Annotated in this window: 19 protein-coding genes; all 19 read left to right on the top strand. The window is 53.6% G+C overall.

The window, feature by feature from the left end; genetic code table 11:
- Positions 1–31: 31 nt before the first annotated feature.
- Positions 32–1,210 carry an exonuclease SbcCD subunit D gene (locus ACTHPM_RS10480; protein ID WP_440395103.1) on the top strand — a complete coding sequence of 393 codons (1,179 nt, stop codon included), beginning with the start codon at positions 32–34 and terminating at the stop codon, positions 1,208–1,210.
- On the top strand, positions 1,207–4,611 hold the full coding sequence (locus ACTHPM_RS10475) for an AAA family ATPase (protein WP_440395102.1): 3,405 nt from the start codon (positions 1,207–1,209) through the stop codon (positions 4,609–4,611). Before ACTHPM_RS10480 ends, ACTHPM_RS10475 begins: the two co-directional genes overlap by 4 nt.
- Positions 4,612–4,868: 257 nt before the next feature.
- Entirely contained in the window at positions 4,869–5,324 is a 456-nt protein-coding gene (locus ACTHPM_RS10470) for a hypothetical protein (protein ID WP_440395101.1), read from the top strand.
- Between the two features lie 153 nt (positions 5,325–5,477).
- A complete protein-coding gene (locus tag ACTHPM_RS10465) occupies positions 5,478–5,837 on the top strand; it encodes a histidine triad nucleotide-binding protein (protein WP_440395100.1) in 360 nt (119 codons plus the stop codon).
- 139 nt (positions 5,838–5,976) lie between these two features.
- Positions 5,977–6,150, top strand: coding sequence for a 30S ribosomal protein S21 (gene rpsU / locus ACTHPM_RS10460; RefSeq protein WP_036712328.1), 174 nt, complete (start codon positions 5,977–5,979; stop codon positions 6,148–6,150).
- Positions 6,151–6,166: 16 nt separating this feature from the next.
- Positions 6,167–6,610 (top strand): GatB/YqeY domain-containing protein, encoded by a 444-nt coding sequence (locus tag ACTHPM_RS10455; RefSeq protein WP_440395099.1) that lies wholly within the window; start codon positions 6,167–6,169, stop codon positions 6,608–6,610.
- Between the two features lie 162 nt (positions 6,611–6,772).
- Entirely contained in the window at positions 6,773–8,092 is a 1,320-nt protein-coding gene (locus ACTHPM_RS10450) for an NfeD family protein (RefSeq protein WP_440395407.1), read from the top strand.
- A gap of 92 nt (positions 8,093–8,184) precedes the next feature.
- Positions 8,185–9,183, top strand: coding sequence for a flotillin-like protein FloA (floA, locus tag ACTHPM_RS10445; RefSeq protein WP_440395098.1), 999 nt, complete (start codon positions 8,185–8,187; stop codon positions 9,181–9,183).
- Between the two features lie 13 nt (positions 9,184–9,196).
- Positions 9,197–9,730, top strand: coding sequence for a hypothetical protein (locus ACTHPM_RS10440; protein ID WP_440395097.1), 534 nt, complete (start codon positions 9,197–9,199; stop codon positions 9,728–9,730).
- Between the two features lie 202 nt (positions 9,731–9,932).
- Entirely contained in the window at positions 9,933–10,226 is a 294-nt protein-coding gene (yqfC, locus tag ACTHPM_RS10435; RefSeq protein ID WP_440395096.1) for a sporulation protein YqfC, read from the top strand.
- Positions 10,223–11,419 (top strand): sporulation protein YqfD, encoded by a 1,197-nt coding sequence (gene yqfD, locus ACTHPM_RS10430; protein WP_440395095.1) that lies wholly within the window; start codon positions 10,223–10,225, stop codon positions 11,417–11,419. The genes yqfC and yqfD overlap by 4 nt, the downstream gene beginning before the upstream one ends.
- A 6-nt stretch (positions 11,420–11,425) precedes the next feature.
- Positions 11,426–12,397 carry a PhoH family protein gene (locus ACTHPM_RS10425; protein ID WP_440395094.1) on the top strand — a complete coding sequence of 324 codons (972 nt, stop codon included), beginning with the start codon at positions 11,426–11,428 and terminating at the stop codon, positions 12,395–12,397.
- Positions 12,398–12,412: 15 nt separating this feature from the next.
- A complete protein-coding gene (locus tag ACTHPM_RS10420; RefSeq protein ID WP_440395093.1) occupies positions 12,413–14,668 on the top strand; it encodes an HD family phosphohydrolase in 2,256 nt (751 codons plus the stop codon).
- A 2-nt stretch (positions 14,669–14,670) separates the two neighbouring features.
- Positions 14,671–15,168 carry an rRNA maturation RNase YbeY gene (gene ybeY / locus ACTHPM_RS10415; RefSeq protein ID WP_440395092.1) on the top strand — a complete coding sequence of 166 codons (498 nt, stop codon included), beginning with the start codon at positions 14,671–14,673 and terminating at the stop codon, positions 15,166–15,168.
- On the top strand, positions 15,168–15,542 hold the full coding sequence (locus ACTHPM_RS10410; RefSeq protein WP_440395091.1) for a diacylglycerol kinase family protein: 375 nt from the start codon (positions 15,168–15,170) through the stop codon (positions 15,540–15,542). The genes ybeY and ACTHPM_RS10410 overlap by 1 nt, the downstream gene beginning before the upstream one ends.
- 40 nt (positions 15,543–15,582) lie before the next feature.
- Positions 15,583–15,996: a cytidine deaminase gene (cdd, locus tag ACTHPM_RS10405; protein WP_440395090.1), complete on the top strand. Its 414-nt coding sequence runs from the start codon at positions 15,583–15,585 to the stop codon at positions 15,994–15,996.
- Positions 15,997–16,132: 136 nt separating this feature from the next.
- Entirely contained in the window at positions 16,133–17,035 is a 903-nt protein-coding gene (gene era / locus ACTHPM_RS10400; protein WP_440395089.1) for a GTPase Era, read from the top strand.
- Positions 17,036–17,148: 113 nt separating this feature from the next.
- Positions 17,149–17,304: a YqzL family protein gene (locus ACTHPM_RS10395; protein WP_440395088.1), complete on the top strand. Its 156-nt coding sequence runs from the start codon at positions 17,149–17,151 to the stop codon at positions 17,302–17,304.
- Positions 17,305–17,340: 36 nt separating this feature from the next.
- A complete protein-coding gene (recO, locus tag ACTHPM_RS10390; RefSeq protein ID WP_440395087.1) occupies positions 17,341–18,099 on the top strand; it encodes a DNA repair protein RecO in 759 nt (252 codons plus the stop codon).
- The last annotated feature ends 35 nt before the right edge of the window (positions 18,100–18,134 follow it).

Raw genomic sequence — 18,134 nt, 5'->3', positions numbered from 1 at the left:
TAATTTGACATGTGGGAAAGGAGATGGCGGCATGCGGATACTGCACACCGGAGATTGGCATTTTGGAAAAACGCTTGAAGGCCGCAGCAGGCTGAGCGAACAGGAGGATTTCGTTGATGAGCTTGTCCGGATCGCAAACGAGCAGCAGGCCGATTTGATTATGATGGCAGGGGATGTGTATGACTCGGTGAATCCTCCGGCGGCTGCGGAGCAGCTCTTTTACGAGGCGTGCGCCAGATTGACGGAGAATGGACGGCCGCTGGTCGTCATCTCCGGCAACCACGACCAGCCGGAACGCGTCTCATCCGTTTCACCGCTGGTTGCAAGGCAGGGAATTACGCTGATCGGGCTTCCGTTAGCCGATACGATTACTGTGGGAGCTGCCCGTACGGGAGAGATAGCCAAAATCGCTGCGCTTCCCTATCCCTCCGAGTCGCGTCTTAACGAGCTTTTGTCCGCGGAAGGCAAGGAGGAGGAGCTGCGCAGAGCGTACAGCGCCCGCGTAGGCATGCTGATGGGGAAGCTGGCCCGGGAGTTCTCGCCGCAAACGATCAATTTGGCGATGAGTCATATCTATGTTTTGGGGGGCCTTGAATGCGATTCTGAGCGCCCGATACAGGTCGGCGGCGCGTACACGGTAGATCCATCGGCATTGTCCGTAGGTGCCCAGTATACGGCGCTGGGGCATCTGCATCGTCCGCAGGCTGTAAAGGGGGAGGGGCTGATCCGTTACAGCGGATCACCGCTTGCCTACAGCTTTTCGGAAGCCGGCCAGGCCAAGTCGGTCATGATGCTGGACATGGCTCCCGGCGGCTTGCCGGTCGTGGAAGAGGTGCATTTGTCATGCGGCCGTCCATTGGTGCGCTGGAAGGCGAAAGGCGGCCTCGAGGAAGTGTACCGCTGGCTGGATGAAGGAAGAGATGCGGATGCCTTTATCGATCTAGAGGTATCCCTTACGGAATCGATGTCGATTGGCGAAATCCAGCGGCTGCGCAAAAGCCGGGACGGTTTCGTACATATCCGTCCGGTTTATCCGGAGATGGAGCAGGCGGAGCTGCAGTATGAACGTTCGGGGCTTCCGGTATCGGAGCTGTTCCGGAAGTTCTATCAGCGCCAGAGCGGGGGAGCCGAACCGGAAGACGAGCTGACGCAGCTGTTCCTTGAGCTGGTGGAGGAAGAGGAGCAGGCTAAGGAGGGGGATGCGGAATGAAGCCGATCACGCTGAAGCTATCCGGGCTGCAGAGCTACAGGGAAATGCAGCAGATCGATTTCGAGGATCTATGCGACATGGGGCTGTTCGGTATTTTCGGACCGACCGGAAGCGGCAAATCCACCCTGCTGGACGCGATGACGCTTGCCTTGTACGGAAAGGTCGAACGGGCCGTGAACGGAACACAGGGCATTATGAACCATTCGGAGGACAGTCTGTTCGTCTCCTTCTGCTTTGAACTGTCGTCGGCTGAGGGAAAGCATCGTTACCGCGTGGAGCGGCGGTTCAAGCGTACAAGCGAGCTGTCTGTCAGCAATACGGTCAGCCGTTTTATCGAGGTTACGGAGGAAGGCGAGAACGTCATCGCCGATAAATTGGCGGAAGTCACCCGCTGCGTAGAGGACAAGATCGGACTGAAGATGGATGATTTTACCCGGGCCGTGGTCCTGCCCCAGGGTAAGTTTGCCGAATTCCTGTCCCTGAAGGGCAGCGAACGCAGGCAAATGCTGCAGCGCCTGTTCCATCTTGAACAATACGGAGACCAGCTTGGAATCAAGCTTAGCCGCAGGGTCAAAGAAAACGACGGTGCGCTGAAAGCTGTGGAGGCCGAACAGCAGGGGCTGGGCGAAGCGGGGGAGGAGGCGCTCAAGGCTGCGGAACTGCATCTCGAAAGCACGTCCCTTCATGCTGAATCCATCCGCATCAAGCTGAATGCGCTCACCCGTGAAGCCGAAGAGAAGGGTAAAATCCGCGAGCGTCAGCTTGAACGGAACAGCAAGAATGTCCAGCTGGACGAGCTGCGGATTCGGGAAGAAGAAATGCGGCGCTTCGAGCAGCTGCTCGAGAAGTCGTCTGCATCGTCGGCGATTTTGCCTTCGCTTGTCTTATGGAGAGAAAGCGGACAGGAATGGAAGCGTAAAGAGTCTGAGAAGGCCCTGCTGCAGACGGCCGCAGCACAGGCTGAAGCTGCTGCTGCAAAGGCTGCTGCCGCCGACGAGGCTGCGCAGGAGGCTTTGTCCGCAGGAGAGCCCAAGCTGCTGCAGCGTTTGGAACAGCTGGAGCAGGCCGTGTTGCTTGAAAAGGAACGGGACGGGCTGGAAGCTCTGTATGTACAGTTGAGTGCTCAATATTCGGAGGCAGCACGCCAACAAGAAGAACTCCGGCAATCGCTAACCAAGGAACAGGAGCTTTTGAACAGGGGCACACAGAAGCAGACCGAGCTGCAGGAGAAGCTGAACGGGCTGGAGATGACGTCCAAAGAACGCGGCATGCTGCAAAAGGCGATGCAATGGAGCCAAATGATCCTTTCGGGAGAAGAGCGGAAGCTCAAGGCCCAAAGGGAGCTTGAACAGCAGAGGGAGAAGCTCCAAGCGGCTCAGGGTGCGCATGAGCGGAACAGCCATGAGCATCGCAGGCTTCAGGAGCAGGAGAAGCAGCTTGCCGTGCGCGCTTCGCTCATTCTCGCACAGGCTGAGGATCAGGGGAGGCTGGCGGAAAAATCCCTTCTCCGTTTGGAGGCGGCGGAGCAGCATCTGCGCGGTGAGCTGAAGCAGCACCAGCTCCGCAGCTTGTCGCTCGCGCTTGCAGCAGAACTCCATGACGGGCAGCCGTGCCCTGTGTGCGGTTCCCTGGAGCATCCGGAGCCGGCTCATCCGGAAGCCGGAGAGGCTGACCGACAGGAAGAAATGCTGCGGCAGCTACAAGGGTTTAAGGTGCGGCTCCAGGAATTCAAATATGCGCAACGTCAGCTGGTGCATGAGTGTTCGGGCCTTGCAGGGCCCGAACCGGGAAACAGCGTGCTGGATCAAGCTGCTGCAGGGATCGAGCAGATGGAAGCCGCAGCGGCTTCAGGATTGTTCCCGGCCGCGGTGTGGGAAGAGCAGATCGGGACTCTCGAATCGGCTGGAGAGCAGCTTTCAGGTGAGCTTGAAAGCTTGAAAGGGGACGCCCTGAGACTCGGGGGACAGCGCGAAGAGCTGCAGCGGCTGGCCCTTAGACAGGCAGCTGAAACCGAAGCGGGCAGCGCTGTATTGGAACAGCTTACGCAGCGGCTGGAACAGCTTTCGGATGAAGTCCAGCAGCTGAAGGACAAATGGGCAGAGGAACTGGAAGAGCTTCCATTTGGCGAGGTCGAGAAGCGTTGGTCCGAAATGCAGCGGAAGGACCATGAAGCCGAGGAAGTCAAAGAGCGTTTGCGCCGCAGCGTACCCTTCCTTGAAGAGAAAAAACATGCGGTCCAAACGATGGAACGCACCTTGCTGGAAGCGGAAAAGCAATCGGTTCAGCTGGGGGCCCAGCTTCAAGGGAAGAAGGAGCTTCTGAACGAAAAGCAGGACCGTCTGAAGGCATGGATCGGCGATAAGCGGGCAGAAGCGCTGCTGCAAACCTGCGCGGGAGAACTGAAAGCCTTGCGCGAAGCAGCCGCCAGGGAGAAGCAGCTTCGGCAGTCCGCGGAGCAGGCCAAGCATGAAAGCGCCAGGGCCTATGCCATGGCTTCCCAGGCTGCAGACTCGTCAGCGGCTCATCATGAAGCCGCAGGCAAGCGCTGGGAGAAGCTGCTGTCCGATTCGCCGTTTACGAATGAACAGGAAGTCGAGGAGGCGCATATTCCGCCACAGGAAGCGGACAGGCTGGCGGAACAGGTGCGGGTTCACCGCGACAGGGAGCGGGATCTGCTGTCGGCAATCAAGCATATCGAGGAGCAGCTTCTTGACGCCTCTCTGACAGAAGAGGAATGGCTGCAGGTGACAAGGGAGCTGTCCGAGACGAGGCAAGCCGATGAGGAAGCGCTCCAGGCCAAAGCGCGTGCGGAACGCGATTTGGAGGATATCAAGAACCGGCACATCCGCTGGACGGAGCTGGAGAAGATTCGGCTTCAGCGCCAGCATGAGGCAGAGAAGCTGTCCAAGCTGCAGTCCTGTTTGCGCGGCAATGCTTTCGTAGAGTACATTGCGGAGGAACAGCTCATGCAGGTCAGCCAGTCCGCTTCCCAGCGGCTTCGCTTCCTGACGAAGCAGCGCTATGCGCTGGAGGTGGATTCGGGTGGAGGTTTCCTGATCAGGGACGATGCGAACGGGGGCGTCAGACGGCCGGTATCGACCCTTTCGGGGGGAGAGACCTTCCTGACCTCGCTTTCGCTGGCGCTGGCGCTGTCCGCCCAGATTCAGCTCCGCGGGCAGTATCCCCTGCAGTTCTTTTTCCTGGACGAAGGCTTCGGGACGCTGGATCCCGACCTGCTGGATACGGTTATCTCCTCTTTGGAAAAGCTGCACAACGATCATTTGTCGGTCGGCATCATCAGCCACGTTCCGGAGCTTCGGGCACGTCTGCCGCGCAAGCTGGTGGTCATCCCTGCCGAGCAGGCAGGCGGAGGCTCGAAAATCGCCGTGGAGCAAATGTAGCGTGATATAATTCACAGTTACAGCTCCAAGCCGCTGTTATAATACAGTCAAGCCGACATCTTTCATGAAGCACCCCGGCGGACGTATGGCAGGGAGGGTTTCCCTAACATACGTCCGTGCGCCAGCTGAGCTTGCTCAGCTTAACGGGTGCTTCTTTTTTTTGGCTTTTTACCTCTTTTTTTCTTTGGTTCGAGTAGCCGTTCGCCCAGTACTGAATATGATGACGATGTAAATAGTCACTGGGGAGGATTCAAGGAATGGAGAAGTTCGAGGCTAAAGAGGTTTGCAAAAAACATATGTACCGCTATGTCAGAGCCACCATGGCGGACGGAAGTGCACATGACGGCTTTGTGGAGCATGTGGATGATGATCAGGTTTATCTGGCAATCCCGATCGGTCATGAGAACATGCCATACCATCATGCTCAGGAAACCATGCCATACCATCATGCTCAGGAAACCATGCCATACCATCATGGCGAAAATAAGCCGTTTCATCCGGGTCAAGTCAGCCCATACCATCACGGCGGGTGCTGGGATCCTTGCTACCGGTATCCGGAGCAGGATGCACGGGCATTCTTCCCTTTTCCTGGATACGGCTACGGCTACGGGTTCGGCTATCCTTATTACGGATTCCCGTACAGACGCCGCTTTAACCGGCTGATTCTGCCGCTCGCGGGCCTGACCGCGCTTTCGCTCCTGCCTTTCTATTAAGAGATCTGACAGCAGCACCATACATCATGATACACAAAAGGGACTTCCTTACCGGAAGTCTTTTTTTTTCGCTTGGGCATTGGACGGGCTCCCCCGAAATCCGGTATGATAGGTGTTAGGGAACGACAAATTACATATCGGAGGCGACAAAAGATGGACTGTCTCTTTTGCAAAATCACGGAAGGCAGCATTCCTTCCCAAAAGGTGTTCGAGAATGAAAGAATTCTGGTTTTCAAAGATATCCAGCCGGCGGCGCCCGTGCATGTGCTGATCATTCCGAAGAAACATATCGGGTCCATGAACGATGTGGAGGAGCAGGATCTGCCTCTCATCGCGGAGATGCACCAGGTCGCCCAGCAGGTGGCGAAGGATCTTGGTGTGGCTGAATCCGGCTATCGCCTTATCAACAATTGCGGACCGGACAGCGGGCAAGCCGTGCACCATATCCATTATCATCTTATCGGAGGCGCGAAATTAGGCGCCCTGACAGGCATTTCGGATTCACACGCCTAGCACAATTATCCAATATTTTTAGGTGGTTTTTGAAAAAATGGGCGCCAAGGTTGACACCCTATTTCTCTTTCACCTATAATTAAATTTGATGAACCGTGTTATTGCTCTTGGACGGTCTGGTCGGAGGGAGGGAAAACTGGTGTCTGAAACTAAAGTTCGCAAAAACGAGTCTATTGATGCTGCACTTCGCCGCTTTAAGCGCTCCATCGCAAAGGATGGTGTATTGGCTGAGGTGAAGAAACGCAAGCATTATGAGAAGCCAAGCGTGAAGCGCAAGAAAAAGTCCGAGGCTGCTCGTAAGAGAAAGTTTTAGGAGGAACTGAACTATCATGAATCTTAGCGAACGATTGAACGAAGATATGATACAAGCGATGAAGAGCAAGGAGAAATTCAAGCTCTCCACAATTCGAATGGTTCGTTCAACGATCAAGAATCTTGAAATAGATTTGAAAAGAACTTTGGATGACAACGAAGTGCTTGATATCCTCAGTCGTGAAATTAAACAGCGCAAAGATGCCCTCCAAGAATTTAAAAAAGCAGGTCGCGACGATCTTGCGGCAAATGTCGAAGCAGAAATTGAGATTATCGGTCAGTATCTTCCCGAACAGCTTTCCGAAGAAGAAATAAAAGTTATTGTACAGCAGACCATCCAGGAAACCGGTGCTTCTTCGAAAGCCGACATGGGTAAAGTGATGAGCGCGCTGATGCCGAAAGTCAAAGGTCGCTCTGACGGAAAACTTGTGAACCAAGTGGTTCAACAATTTCTGCAATAAAACATAATGTGAAGCACCCCTTTTTAAGGGGTGTTTTTTCATTTATCTGAAACGGAAAGCCTTTTCCTGCGTAATAACTAGCATATGCCGGACAGTATAATATAATCATAAGGAAAGGAGGGAACAGGCTTGAATATATCCAGGTACTTCAAATGGCTGGCGATGGGTTTCGTGCTTTTGCTGATATTCGGCTGGACGTCATCGTCACTACCCGTGAAGGTCCATGCGGAAGAGATGAAGATCAAACCGGTTTACGTCATACCGGTGGAGCAGACCATCGAAACAGGACTTGAAAAGTTCATGAAGCGCGGTTTTGAGGAAGCGGAAAAAATGAACGCAGGATTAATTATACTCGAAATCAACACGCCTGGCGGTTTGGTGAATACGGCTCAGGATATCGGAAAAATGATTCGGGAAAGCAATATTACAACGATTGCGTACATACGGGGCAATGCCGCCTCTGCCGGCAGCTATATCGCGCTGAATGCGGATAAAATCGCGATGTCGCCGGGCAGCATGATCGGAGCAGCAGCGATGGTGGACAGCTCTGGCAAGCGGATTGAGGACCCGAAGCTCGTTGCGGCATGGAAATCCGAGATGGCCGCAGCAGCGGAATCGAGCGGAAGAAACGGTAAAATAGCGGCAGGAATGGCTGATATCAATGCAGTCGTCGACATGCCGGAGATCGGTCAAAAGAAAGAAAAAGGTGAAATCATCGCGTTGTCGAGCGAACAGGCGCTTAAGGTCGGATATGCCGATAAGCTTGCATCTTCGCCCGAGGAAGTTACTTCTTGGATGGGTTACTCCAGCGATGACATATTCTATGTGCAGCACACCGGCGCGGAGAAGGTCGCTTCGTTCTTGACCCATCCGGTCGTGATGACGATATTGCTGTTTTTGGGCATCGCGGGTATTGTGATCGAGTTGATTGTTCCCGGTTTTGGCGTACCGGGCATCGTAGGGGTTGCCGCTTTCGTCCTGTACTTCTTCGGCAATTACGTAGCCGGATTTGCGGGCAATGAAACTTGGCTGCTCTTTATCGTCGGCCTCGTGCTTATGATTCTGGAAATGTTCGTTCCAAGCTTCGGCATTCTGGGGATATTGGGCGCGATCAGCTTGGTGGCAGGCGTCGTGCGTGCTGCCTATGATACGAGCCATGCCATGCTTTCATTGGGCATCGCGTTTGCGGCCGCGGTGGTCGTGATCGTGATCGTAGCAGTCATTTTCAAGGAGCGCGGCATCTGGAACCGGTTTATCCTTAGCGAATCCCTTACGAAGGAGCAGGGTTACGTGCCTACGGCATCCAAAGAAGAGCTGCTTGGAAGGGAAGGAATCAGCGTAACACCCCTGCGCCCTGCCGGGACGGCAGTCATCAATCAGGAGCGGATTGACGTTGTGACCGACGGCGAATTCATCGAGGCGGATACGGCGGTTATCGTCGTTCATGTCGAAGGTGCGAGGGTTGTCGTCAAACCCAAATAAAACCTGTTCTTTTCAAAGGAATACGGTAACATGTTAAACATAGACATCACGTATGTGCCTTGGATAAAACAAAACATTGGAGGATTGCATTTATGACGAGTTCATTGATCTCGATTTTGCTCATTGCCGTCGTGGTTATTATCGTGCTGAGCGTGTTTTTCAGCTTCTTCCCGCTCACGCTCTGGATTTCCGCGCTGGCTGCGGGCGTCCGCATCAGCATCATCACCCTGGTAGCCATGAGGCTCCGCCGGGTTACGCCAAGCCGGATTGTTAATCCGCTGATCAAAGCGACCAAAGCCGGGCTTGGCCTGAACATCAACCAGCTTGAGAGTCACTACTTGGCAGGCGGTAACGTGGACCGCGTCGTCAATGCCCTGATCGCGGCACAGCGGGCTAACATTCCGCTGGAGTTCACCCGTGCAGCTGCGATTGACCTGGCCGGCCGCGACGTGCTCCAGGCCGTCCAAATGAGCGTTAATCCACGCGTTATTGAGACGCCTGTCGTTGCAGCCGTTGCCAAGAATGGTATCGAAGTCAAAGTAAAGGCAAGAGTCACGGTAAGAGCGAACATCGACCGTCTCGTCGGGGGTGCGGGTGAAGAGACCATCATCGCCCGTGTCGGCGAAGGCATTGTTACCACGGTTGGTTCCAGTGATTCGCATAAGGACGTGCTGGAGAATCCGGACCGGATTTCGCGCACGGTACTGTCTAAAGGACTGGATGCAGGCACCGCATTTGAAATTCTGTCGATCGATATCGCGGACGTGGATGTAGGCAAGAACATCGGGGCTTATCTGCAAACGGAACAGGCGGAAGCCGACAAACGAATCGCTCAGGCGAAGGCGGAAGAACGCCGTGCCATGGCGGTAGCCCAGGAGCAGGAAATGAAGGCTCGCGTTATCGAGATGAGAGCGCGCGTCGTGGAATCCGAATCCGAGGTTCCGCTTGCGATGGCAGAGGCGCTTCGTTCCGGCAAGATCGGCGTCATGGATTATATGAACCTGAAAAATATCGAAGCAGATACCCAAATGAGAGGCTCCCTGGGCAAAATGGGTGAGGGAGACCAAAACGGCCCTCAAAATAACAAGTAGGGAATGATGCTGCATGTGGATCTTGGAAAACTTCTATTGGATCCTGATTGTGGGATTTGCGATCCTCTCCGCCCTGAGCAAAAGCGGTAAATCGAAACAAAAACAAAATCCGCGGGGAATGCCTACGTTCGGCGGCGCCGGAAGCCAGGAACGCAGGCAGCAGCCTGTGCGCCAGGAGGCTCCCCGAACCCGTCAGGAGGAACCTATGCCAGGCCCTGAGGCCTGGGATCCGGAGGAGAGAACCTATGAATATCAGGGTGCCGGACCCGATTACGATACCGGCGAAGGCGTCTCCGGCATGTGGGAGGAAGAGAAGCCTGAAACGCTTGAAGATTACAAGAGAGAAATGGAAAAGCATTTGAACCGGGTGAACGCCTCGCTGGACAGAATTGAAAAAGCGGCAAATGATTCTGCGGCCCCTTCCGCAGCGCGCACGACTTATCCTGAGCCGGTGTCCCCGCTTGCGAAGCAGGCAAGAAACGGTCTGATTTGGGCTGAAATTCTGGGGCCCCCGCGTTCGAAGCGACCTTTTGACGGGCGTAAATAATGTTCTGACGGCAGCCATTGCATAACCCGAAAAATAAGCCTTTTCTGCATGGATGCTTCCTAAGGAAGCGACATGTGGAAAGGGCTTTTTGGCGTCCATTCGCTTCGGTTCCCTTCAAAAATGTACACAGTCCCTGAAAGCTCTCATAAAACATGAGGAGCGGGCATAAGTTTTAAAGTACAGGAAGGGGGAAGACCTTCGTATGGCCCACATCAGCCGCAGGCTGCGCAAATGGACGAACGAAATGCTTGATTTGCCGCAGGATGTTCTGCTGGATCTGCCGCGGATTACCGTGGTGGGAAACAAGGAGCTTTCCATTGAAAACCATCGCGGCGTGCGTCATTTTTCAGAGAATAAAATGGTTCTTTCGCTGAGTCAGGGGTCGCTGGAGGTTGAGGGCTCAGGGCTGATGATCCGGGCCATCCTGCCAGAGGAAGTCCTGATCGAAGGAATCATCCACAATATAAAATATACAGGGGTGGGGGAGAGCTCATGAAAATACCAACATTGTCCGGCATACGCGGCTGCGTGTTGATCACTGTCAGAGGGGAACGTGTGAATCACCTGATCAATGCTTTTGCGGAAGCGGGCATTCCCGTATGGGATATCCGCCCAACCGGCGAGCATACCGCAGAGATGAAGCTGCTTCTGAGGGATTTTTATGCTCTTCGCCCTCTCCTGAAGCGGACAGGCTGCCGGATGCATGTCACACGCCGAATCGGGCTGCCTTTCCGCATCGTCAGGCTTTATAAACGCAAATTTTTTGCGGCTGGCATGATCGCTTTCTTAATCATGCTGTTTTTGCTCTCCCAGATGGTATGGAACGTGAACGTCACGGGGAACGAGAAACTGGCGACGGAGGATATACTGAAGGTCGCGAGGCAGTCTGGAATCAAGCCATATCAATGGATTTTTCGCCTGGGCGAGCCGGACAAGCTGTCACGTGAGCTCAGCATCAAGCTTCCGGGGGTTTCATGGGTAGGCGTTGAGAGAAAAGGAACGACCATCTCGATCCAAATCGTCGAAGCGGCAGAACCCGAAAAGAAGCCGCTTGTTAGTCCGCGTCATCTGGTCAGCCGGACGGATGCGGTGGTGACGAGCGTTTATGCCGAACAGGGGCGGCCTCTGGTAGAAAAAAACACGCGCGTCAAAAAAGGACAAGTGCTCATTTCCGGCATACTGGGCGACGGTGCAGCGAATTCGCAGGAAGTCGTGGCCAAAGGCGAGGTTAAAGGTCTCGTATGGCATGAATATCAATTGCAGGTACCGCTCGTCCAAAAGCGAAAAGTGTACACAGGCGAACGCAAAGACAAAAGTTATCTCGTACTTGGGAACAGGGCAATTCAATTATGGGGATACGGCAGGGAGCTGTACGAAAAGTCGGAAACGCTGACGGAGCATGATCCTGTTACTTGGCGTTCCATTGCGCTTCCGATCGGCTGGATGACAGAGAAGGTGATGGAGGTTACGGAAGAGCAGGAGACCCTGCAGCCGGAAGAAGCCAAAAAACTGGGAATTCTAGGCGCTGTACGGGATATTTTGGCGAAATACGGAAGCGATTCGCAAATCGTGAGCCAAAAAATTTTGCATGAAAAGAGAGAGAATGGTAAAGTTTATATGAAAGTGCTTTTCGAGGTGGAGGAGAAGATCGCAGAAGAGCTTCCGCTAGTTCATAGTCAAGGAGAATGAGGCTATTTGTCAGAGAAAAATCACAGCGTGCAAATATCATTGCAAAGTGCAGGTGAAGGACTGTCCATTTTCGGACCTCAGGATACTTTTTTGAAAATGATCGAAGCTGAAATCCCGGCACAGATTGATTCGCGGGAAGCTGAAATTACGATACGAGGCAGCCAGCACGACGTTCAGGTCGTGGAGCAGCTGTTCGAAGTCCTCCTGGAGCTCGTCCGCAACGGATATATTCTTACGGAACGGGATGTCGCGTATGCCATTGATCTGGCCAAGGATTTTCGGGCGGATCAGCTGCTTGACCTGTTCAAGGGAGAAATAACGACAACCTTCCGCGGTAAGCCGATTCGCGTAAAAACGATCGGTCAAAAGCATTACGTCACGACGATCCGCAAGCGGGATATCGTGTTTGGTATTGGCCCGGCCGGTACCGGCAAAACGTATCTTGCGGTCGTATTGGCCGTCGCCGCCTTGAAGGACGGATCCGTAAAGCGGATCGTTCTTACGCGTCCGGCTGTTGAAGCTGGTGAAAGCCTTGGTTTTCTGCCGGGCGATCTGCAGGAGAAGGTGGATCCTTACTTACGCCCGCTGTACGATGCCCTCTATGATGTCATGGGGCCTGAGCAAACGGCGAAGGCGCTTGAAAGAGGACTTATTGAAATCGCGCCACTGGCGTATATGCGCGGTCGTACGCTGGATGATTCTTTTATCATACTGGATGAAGCGCAAAATACGACCCCTGAGCAAATGAAAATGTTTCTAACGCGACTTGGCTTCGGCTCCAAAATGGTCATCACCGGCGACGTAACCCAGATCGACCTGCCAAAGGGCAAAAAGTCAGGCTTAATCGAGGCTAAAAGAATTCTGAGCGGTATTGAGGAAATCGGCTTCGTATATTTTGCCGAAGAGGATGTCGTCCGCCACTCTCTCGTTCAAAAAATCATCGTTGCATACGACAAAGCAGCAGAAAATCAAGATTAAGAGGGGATTATCTTTATGACTTCGAAAGAATCGTCATCAGGCAAATCTTTCTCAATTAAAAATGTAGGCTGGAAACATAGCGCAGGAACACGCTATGTTCTCTTTTTATGTCTGGCTGTGCTGTTCTATGTCAGCCTGGCTCCTGACCTGCTGCCCGAACGGTACAATATTCAGGTAGGAACGCGCAGCGAGAAGGAAATCAGGGCACCGATGCAAATACCGAACAACAAGGCGACGCTGAAAGCCCAGGAACAGGAAGCGGAACGCGTCCAGCCCATCTACACGATCGTCACGGTGCCGAACGAGAATCTCGTCGTTTCCATTTTGGATCGGATCGACCGGCTGAATCAGGATGACCAGGTATCGCGGGAAGATAAAATTTCCATATACCGTCTGGAAATTCCGCAGCGCTCCAAGGACTTCATACAAAACTTTGTCAATGCGAACCGTTCATCGGCCAATTATTCGGACAAGCTGCTCGATGAAATGCTGAAAATCACCAACCAGCAGACTTACAAAATACCGGAAGAGACGTTTATTAAGATACCGAGGCTGACGCCACAGGATATCGCCGAAATGAAGCCGGTTGCCCGTGAAATCGTGTCCCGCCTGACGAACGATCAGGTTGTCGAGGCGCAGGCTGCCCGGGCCAAAGTGGCCGAACTGGTCAGCGCAAGCTCCCTGAACCAGCGGACGGCACGCGAAGTCGTGCAGGAGCTCTCGAAGCTTGCGATTACGGCAAACAAATTCTACGACGAGGACGCGACGAAGGAAGCCAAGGTCCAGGCCAGGGAGAATACGCAGACCGTCTATATCAAGCAGGGGGATGTCCTGGTAGCCAAAGGCCAGCTCATCACCGAGGATCTGTATAATCTGCTGGACGATAACGGACTGCTGAAGAATGAGGTGAACTATTGGCCTCAGCTTGGCCTTCTCCTGCTGTCGCTTCTGATGGCATGGGGCTTGTTCTTGTTCATACGTCAGTCCGAGCCCGGTAAGTTCAGATATAACAATGCGCAGCTGCTCATGCTTGTACTTATTTTTATCCTTACGGTCATTACCATGCACTTGGCGGGCTTCCTCCAAAGCAATGAAAGACCGTATATCGGTTACTTGGCTCCGGTCGCGATCGGCGCTACGCTGGTAACCCTGCTGCTGGACATGTCGCTTGCCTATTTCAGCGCCATGGTATTCAGCATTCTGGCAAGCGTTATTTTGAATGTTCACCAGGGCCAGATGTTTGACTTCAGCTTCGGATTCTTCGCTTTGATCGTCTCCGCGGTGGCGATCTTCACGATCCACCGTGCCAGCCAGCGTTCGACCCTGCTGAAGGGCGGAATCATGGTATGCCTGTTCGGCTCCCTGTCCGTGTTTATGATGGCCTTGATCAGCAGCGGCCAGTGGAATCAGACACAGACGCTGTACGGCATCGGCTTTGCTTTTGCCGGCGGCCTCCTGACCGCGATTCTGGCGATCGGCCTGATGCCGTTTTTCGAAGTGACGTTTGGCATACTGTCCGCGCTGAAGCTGGTGGAGCTGTCCAATCCGAATCATCCGCTGCTCAGAAAGCTGCTCACCGAGACACCCGGTACGTATCACCACAGCGTCATGGTCGGGAATTTGTCCGAAGCGGCTGCCGAGGCGATCGGGGCAGACGGACTGCTGTGCCGCGTCGGCTCCTATTATCACGATATCGGCAAGACGAAACGGCCGAGCTATTTTATCGAAAACCAGAACAACATGGAAAATCCGCATGACTCGATTGATCCGAAGATGAGCAAATCGATCATTATCGCGCATGCGAGAGACGGCGTGGAAATGCTCAAAGAGTACAAAATTCCGAAGCCGATCCGGGATATTGCGGAACAGCATCATGGAACAACCTTCCTGCACTTCTTCTACCACAAGGCGCTGCGCCAGGCGGAGGAGCAGGGGAAGGAGCCCGATTTTACCGAGGAGGATTTCCGTTATCCGGGACCGAAAGCCCAGTCGAAGGAATCGGCGGTGATCGGCATCGCGGACAGCGTGGAAGCTGCGGTGCGATCCTTGCGTAACCCTACCGTGGATCAGGTGGAGACCATGATCGAAAAAATCATCAAAAGCCGATTGGACGATCACCAGTTTAATGACTGCGATCTGACCATGAAGGAGCTGGATATCGTCGCGAAGACGCTGAAGGAAAGCGTCATGGGGATCTTCCATTCGCGGATCGAATATCCAGAGGAAATCAAGAAGAATAAAACGAACGAAGACACAAGAAGGAGCGGTTAGTCATGGGACTGCAGCTGGCATGGAATAATGAGCAGGAGGAGATCGTCATCAGCGAGGAGCTGGTAGCGACGCTTGAACTTCTCCTCCACAAGGCAGGGGAATCTGAAGGAGTAGAGGACGGCGAAGTAGCCCTTACGTTCGTCGACGATAAGCAGATTCACGAGTTGAACAAGGAATATCGCGATATCGACCGGCCGACTGATGTTCTCTCCTTTGCCATGAATGAGTTCACGGACGAGGAACCTGATATCGTCTATGAATTGGAGGAAGGCGAGGAATTCCAGGACATGCCGGATATGCTTGGCGATATTATCATTTCGGTGAATCGCGCACAGGCGCAAAGCGAAGAATACGGGCATTCCCTGGAACGCGAAATCGGCTTTCTATTCGTTCATGGGTTCCTGCATCTTCTTGGATATGATCACCAGGACCCGGAAAGCGAAGCTGAAATGATGGGGAAACAAGAAGCGGTTCTGGCCGAAGTGGGGCTTACAAGGTAATGCGCAGCGGATCCCTCCTTGAATCGTTTGCTTATGCGGCTGAAGGAGTGCGGTACGCGCTGCGTACGCAGCGCAATATGAGAATCCATGCAGCAGCAGCGGTCGTCGTCATCACGGCGGCAGCGCTGCTGCATTTGTCCTGGGCCAGATGGGTAGTCCTGCTCCTCGCCATAACGCTGGTCATGGTAATGGAGCTGATGAACACGGCGGTGGAGTGCGTGGTGGATCTGGCTTCACCGGACGTTCACCCGCTGGCGAAGGCGGCCAAGGATACCGCTGCCGGTGCCGTGTTGGTTGCTGCGATCTTTGCCGTGGCTGCAGGCGCTGTAGTATTCTATCGGCCGCTGATGGATTTGCTTGGCTCGGGCGGTTAGTATATTATTGTCTGTACGGAATTTGAGGAGGTTTTTACTTATGGATTCATCACTATTGCTGCAAGAAGCGATTAAAGCACGGGCTAATGCCTATACCCCCTATTCTCATTTCGGCGTAGGAGCCGCACTGCTTGATAAAGATGGTCATGTGCATCATGGCTGTAACGTAGAGAATGCCGCTTATGGTCCGACGAATTGTGCGGAGCGTACGGCACTGTTCCGGGCGATTGCCGATGGGCATAAAGCAGGCAGCTTCAAAGCCATGGCCGTGGTAGGCAACACGGATGGACCGATTACGCCATGCGGAGTTTGCCGCCAAGTGCTGCTTGAGCTGTGCGATCCCGATATGAAAATCATTATGGGCAATATGAAAGGCGATATGGCTGAAACAACGGTCCGCGATTTGCTGCCGGGCGCATTCAGCCCTTCCGACCTTGCAGGCGCCGATAAGTAAGCATCCTATCCATATCATACAACATTTAACCTGGGGCCCGTCTCCGCGGCCGGCATCTTTGTGCCACCGCCGGATTCAGGGCCCCGGGCGGTCTTCCTGAGGCAGGAAGATAACCTTGAGGAGGTCAAGATAAATTATGGCGAAAGCGTCATATAAATCCGGTTTTGTTGCCATTGTCGGCAGACCGAATGTAGGCAAGTCCACGCTGATGAACCAGGTGATCGGTCAAAAGATCGCCATCATGTCGGACAAGCCGCAGACGACGCGCAATAAGATCCACGGCGTGTATACGACGGACGAAATGCAGATCGTATTCCTGGATACGCCGGGTATTCACAAAAGGCAATCCAAGCTTGGCGATTTCATGAACAACACCGCGCTGAATACGCTTAAAGAGGTGGAGGCTGTACTGTTTCTTGCTGATACGTCCGAAGGATTCGGCGGCGGTGACCGGTTTATCATCGAGCAGCTGAAAGGCGTGAAAACGCCTGTCATCCTTGTGCTGAACAAAATTGACAAGATCGAGCCGGAAGCGCTGCTGCCGATCATCGAGCAGTACAGCAAGCTCCATGATTTTGCGGAGATCGTGCCGATCTCGGCCTTGAACGGCAACAATGTAACCCGCCTGCTCGAACAGGTGGAGAAATACCTGCCTGAAGGCCCTCAGTATTATCCCGCAGATCAAATCACGGACCATCCGGAGCAGTTCGTCTGCGCAGAGCTGATCCGCGAGAAAATCCTGCACATGACGCGCGAGGAGGTTCCGCATTCGATCGCGGTTATCATTGAGGATATGCGCGTCCAGGAGAACGGTGTTGTTCACATCTCCGCTGTCATTTTTGTGGAGAGGGATTCCCAAAAGGGCATCATCATCGGCAAGCAGGGGGCTCTTTTGAAGGAAGTGGGCAAGCAGGCCCGCCAGGACATTCAAAACCTGCTCGGCTCGAAGATTTTCCTGGAATTATGGGTAAAAGTTAAAAAAGACTGGCGCAACCAGGACCGCGTGCTTCGTGACCTCGGCTTCCACCGCGACGCCTAAACCATGCATCCATAAAGCTGGCAGTATTTGCTTCACATACATCCGGTGCATTCGCCACATCCTATTTTTTGTGAAGATGCAGACGTCATTTCCAAGAGAAAGGATGAATACGAATGCGAGATTTTTCGTGGAAGTATTTTGCGATGACTGGAGATGTGGATGCTTATATGCTCTATAAGGAACATGGCGGCATAACAACGGCCGAAACGGCTGCTGCACCGGAAATAGCGGCAGCGGAAGAGACGGATTATCATGAAGAAAACGAATGATCTTTGGCTGCTCCGGGAATGGCTGGGGGATGAAGCATGCTATACAGGGTGGAAGGGATCGTCATCCGCAGCATGGACTACGGCGAGGGGAACAAAATCATTACGATTTGCACCGAAAACGCGGGCAAAGTAGGAGTTCTTGTCCGAGGGGCAAAAAAAGTCAAAAGCCGCCATGCTGCCCTAACGCAGCTGTTTACGACAGCAGAATATGTGTTTTTTAGAAACGGGACCGGTCTCGGCACGCTGAATTCCGGGGAAATTACCAGCTCGCATCACGTGCTTCGTCAGGATCTGGTGCTGGCGGCATATGCATCCTATGCCTGTGAGCTGCTGGATAGAGTACTACAGGACGAAGAAACCGGAAGCTTCTGGTACCACCAGCTGAAGGCCTGTCTGGACGCGCTGGAGGAGGGCAAGGACCCCGGAATCGTCATGAACTTGTACGAGATGAAGATACTTCAAACCGCAGGATATGGACCTGAGCTCCTATCCTGCATTTCTTGCGGGCGGGATATGTCCGGCGAAGACAGCGCAGCTGTCAGTCCAAGACTTGGCGGTGTGCTGTGCCGCTCCTGCAAGCATTTGGATCCGCCTGCGATGACACTGTCACCCAAAGCGCTGAAGCTGCTTCGGGTGTTCTCCCGGCTTGATCTGCGAAGGCTGGGACACGTCGACGTGAAGGACGAGACCAAGGCCGAGCTGAAGGCCGTTATGCGCGCCTTTATGGATATGCAGCTCGGACTGAACTTAAAGTCGCAAAGCTTTCTCGATCAGATGGAAAAATACGGGCTCTAAAATACATTTGACTTATGTTCAGATATCCAGTAGTA

It is taken from the genome of Paenibacillus sp. SAFN-054, from assembly GCF_051966755.1.
Lineage (GTDB): Bacteria > Bacillota > Bacilli > Paenibacillales > Paenibacillaceae > Paenibacillus_AQ.
Note: the sequence above shows the minus strand (reverse complement) of the source record. Positions and strands in the feature narration are given on the sequence as shown.

Excerpts from the sequence above, each read along its gene's own strand:
- ACTHPM_RS10480 (WP_440395103.1), top strand. The coding sequence starts at position 32 with ATGCGGATACTGCACACCGGAGATTGGCATTTTGGAAAAACGCTTGAA.
- ACTHPM_RS10475 (WP_440395102.1), top strand. The coding sequence starts at position 1,207 with ATGAAGCCGATCACGCTGAAGCTATCCGGGCTGCAGAGCTACAGGGAA.
- ACTHPM_RS10470 (WP_440395101.1), top strand. The coding sequence starts at position 4,869 with ATGGAGAAGTTCGAGGCTAAAGAGGTTTGCAAAAAACATATGTACCGC.
- ACTHPM_RS10465 (WP_440395100.1), top strand. The coding sequence starts at position 5,478 with ATGGACTGTCTCTTTTGCAAAATCACGGAAGGCAGCATTCCTTCCCAA.
- ACTHPM_RS10455 (WP_440395099.1), top strand. The coding sequence starts at position 6,167 with ATGAATCTTAGCGAACGATTGAACGAAGATATGATACAAGCGATGAAG.
- ACTHPM_RS10450 (WP_440395407.1), top strand. The coding sequence starts at position 6,773 with ATGGGTTTCGTGCTTTTGCTGATATTCGGCTGGACGTCATCGTCACTA.
- floA (WP_440395098.1), top strand. The coding sequence starts at position 8,185 with ATGACGAGTTCATTGATCTCGATTTTGCTCATTGCCGTCGTGGTTATT.
- ACTHPM_RS10440 (WP_440395097.1), top strand. The coding sequence starts at position 9,197 with ATGTGGATCTTGGAAAACTTCTATTGGATCCTGATTGTGGGATTTGCG.
- yqfC (WP_440395096.1), top strand. The coding sequence starts at position 9,933 with ATGGCCCACATCAGCCGCAGGCTGCGCAAATGGACGAACGAAATGCTT.
- yqfD (WP_440395095.1), top strand. The coding sequence starts at position 10,223 with ATGAAAATACCAACATTGTCCGGCATACGCGGCTGCGTGTTGATCACT.
- ACTHPM_RS10420 (WP_440395093.1), top strand. The coding sequence starts at position 12,413 with ATGACTTCGAAAGAATCGTCATCAGGCAAATCTTTCTCAATTAAAAAT.
- ybeY (WP_440395092.1), top strand. The coding sequence starts at position 14,671 with ATGGGACTGCAGCTGGCATGGAATAATGAGCAGGAGGAGATCGTCATC.
- ACTHPM_RS10410 (WP_440395091.1), top strand. The coding sequence starts at position 15,168 with ATGCGCAGCGGATCCCTCCTTGAATCGTTTGCTTATGCGGCTGAAGGA.
- cdd (WP_440395090.1), top strand. The coding sequence starts at position 15,583 with ATGGATTCATCACTATTGCTGCAAGAAGCGATTAAAGCACGGGCTAAT.
- era (WP_440395089.1), top strand. The coding sequence starts at position 16,133 with ATGGCGAAAGCGTCATATAAATCCGGTTTTGTTGCCATTGTCGGCAGA.
- ACTHPM_RS10395 (WP_440395088.1), top strand. The coding sequence starts at position 17,149 with ATGCGAGATTTTTCGTGGAAGTATTTTGCGATGACTGGAGATGTGGAT.
- recO (WP_440395087.1), top strand. The coding sequence starts at position 17,341 with ATGCTATACAGGGTGGAAGGGATCGTCATCCGCAGCATGGACTACGGC.